We start from the raw sequence: 2,767 nt of genomic DNA, 5'->3' as shown, positions 1-2,767 counted from the left end.
GCCGAGATTAAATTGATCTTCCCATCGAAATTCAAACCTTGCTTTTGACAAAGCATTATCACGAATTTGTGCACCCGGATGACCTTTGGCAAGATCAGCAGCATGGGCAGCAATCTTATAAGCAATAATACCTTGCTTAACATCATCTTGATTCGGTAAGCCTAAATGCTCTTTTGGTGTTACATAACAAAGCATTGCGCAACCATACCAGCCAATTTGCGCCGCACCAATGGCTGAGGTAATATGGTCATAACCTGGTGCAATGTCAGTGGTGAGTGGACCTAGGGTATAAAACGGTGCTTCTCCACACTCGTCAAGTTGCTTTTCCATATTCTCTTTAATCATTTGCATTGGCACATGACCTGGACCTTCAATAAAAGTTTGCACATCGTGCTTCCAAGCGATTTTAGTCAACTCCCCTAAAGTTTCTAACTCACCAAATTGCGCCGCATCATTCGCATCGGCAATACACCCTGGACGCAGCCCATCACCAAGTGAGAAAGTAATGTCATAGGCTTTCATAATCTCGCAAATTTCTTCAAAATGGGTATAAATAAAACTCTCTTGATGGTGCGCTAAACACCACTTCGCCATAATCGAACCACCTCTAGAAACAATACCTGTTATTCTATTAATGGTCAAGGGTACATGCTTAAGGCGCACGCCCGCGTGAATGGTAAAGTAATCCACACCTTGTTCGGCTTGTTCAATCAAAGTATCACGAAACACTTCCCAAGTTAAATCCTCGGCAACACCATTGACTTTTTCCAAGGCTTGATAAATTGGCACAGTGCCAATCGGTACAGGCGAATTGCGAATAATCCATTCACGAGTTTCGTGAATATTTTTACCCGTGGATAAGTCCATAATCGTATCAGCACCCCAGCGGATACCCCACACCATTTTATTGACTTCCTCATCAATACTTGAACCCAGCGCCGAGTTGCCAATATTGCCATTAATCTTCACCATAAAATTACGCCCAATAATCATCGGCTCGCTTTCAGGGTGATTGACATTCACAGGGATCACCGCACGCCCACGCGCCACTTCATCACGCACAAATTCAGGTGTAATCACATCAGGGATACTGGCGCCAAATGACTCGCCTTTTTGCTGTCCAATTTTGTCTTTGTAATCCTGCCATTTGCAATTTTCACGAATGGCAATGTACTCCATTTCAGGGGTAATAATGCCTTGACGAGCATAATGCATTTGCGTGACATTCTTACCTTGTTTAGCGCATCTTGGTGCTTGTAAGTGTTCAAAACGAAGCTCTTCTAGCGCTTGATCGTCACGACGCTCATTAGAGAAATCTGAGCTTAGCCCCTTTAATAATTCTGTGTCATCGCGCTCTTCAATCCAGTTTGAACGCACATTACCCAAGCCCTGACGCAAGTCAATTTTTACGCTTGGATCAGTATAGGCACCCGAAGTATCGTATACATAGACAGGGTCATTTTTCTCGGCAAGTTCGCCAATGGTATCCGTGAGTGTAATTCGACGCATCGGCACTTGAATGTCCTTGCGTGAACCTTTAACATAGATCTTTTTCGAATTCGGTAGTGGCTTGATGAAAGACTCATCAACATTCGACATTTTCTTTAGAGTTTCGTTCATTGTTGTATAATTCGTTAAAATAAATAATAATAAATAAAGATGACAATTTTAACCCATAGACCTCGTCGTATGAGAAAACACGCACATATCCGTGAATTAATACGTGAAAATACTTTAACAACGGATGATTTGATTTTGCCGATTTTTATTGTAGAAGGTGAAAATCAACGCCAAAGTATTGATTCTATGCCTGATGTAGAACGCCTAAGCATTGATGAGTTGTTGATTGAAGCACAAGCATTAGTCGCATTAGGCATTCGTGCTGTGGCACTCTTTCCTGTTGTTCCAGAAAGCAAAAAATCGCTTCACGCTGAAGAAGCCTTTAATGCAGAAGGCTTAGCACAGCGCGCTGTGCGTGCATTAAAAGCAAAACACCCTGAGTTGGCAGTCATTACCGATGTTGCACTTGACCCGTTTACCACACACGCTCAAGACGGGTTAATTAACCATGAAGGTTATGTATTAAATGACGAAACCGTTACAGTTTTAGTCAAACAAGCTCTTTCTCATGCTCAAGCAGGCGCTGATATTGTTGCCCCGAGCGATATGATGGATGGTCGTATTAGCGCTATTCGTGAAGCTTTGGAAGGCAACGGGTTTATTCACACCAATATTCTTTCCTACTCTGCCAAATACGCATCCAGTTATTATGGACCATTCCGTGATGCAGTTGGTTCTGCAAAAAACCTAGGACAGTCTAGCAAAGAAACTTACCAAATGGACCCAGCTAATAGCGATGAAGCCATTCGAGAAGTTGGATTAGATATTGACGAAGGCGCTGATATGGTTATGGTCAAACCTGGCTTGCCTTATCTTGATATTGTTTACCGTATCAAACAAACTTTCGGACTACCAACTTTTGCCTACCATGTTAGTGGCGAGTATGCAATGCTTAAAGCAGCAACACAAAATGGTTGGCTTGATGAAAAGAAGGCTGTGTTAGAAACACTGATGAGTTTTAAGCGTTCGGGGGCAGATGCAGTGTTAACTTATTATGCCAAACAAGCGGCGATTTGGTTAAAAAATTCTTAATGTTTTTCGTATAGGGTAAAGGTATAACCAAAGTTTATCCAATTCTCTGGAAGTATTTCTCTCTATAATGGTGAATTTTATAAATTACACTAATTTTTCTAAAATAATTTCGGCT

At 41.7% G+C, this 2,767-nt stretch carries 2 protein-coding genes; one reads left to right on the top strand and one right to left on the bottom strand.

Annotation, left to right across the window (positions count from 1 at the left end; translation table 11 throughout):
• Positions 1–1,620: phosphomethylpyrimidine synthase ThiC (thiC, locus tag BAZSYMA_RS07505; protein ID WP_090717378.1), on the bottom strand; the 1,620-nt coding region annotated here is incomplete at its 3' end.
• 39 nt (positions 1,621–1,659) lie between these two features.
• Between thiC and hemB the strand changes: the two genes are divergently transcribed.
• Complete coding sequence (gene hemB / locus BAZSYMA_RS07500) at positions 1,660–2,652, top strand: porphobilinogen synthase (RefSeq protein WP_090717372.1); 993 nt, start codon at positions 1,660–1,662, stop codon at positions 2,650–2,652.
• The last annotated feature ends 115 nt before the right edge of the window (positions 2,653–2,767 follow it).

It is taken from the genome of Bathymodiolus azoricus thioautotrophic gill symbiont (genome assembly GCF_001298715.1).
Lineage (GTDB): Bacteria > Pseudomonadota > Gammaproteobacteria > PS1 > Pseudothioglobaceae > Thiodubiliella.
The sequence above is the reverse complement of the archived record's forward strand: the minus strand, read 5'-3'. Positions and strand labels throughout refer to the sequence as shown.

Coding starts and splice junctions, on each gene's coding strand:
- hemB (WP_090717372.1), top strand. CDS start 1,660: ATGACAATTTTAACCCATAGACCTCGTCGTATGAGAAAACACGCACAT.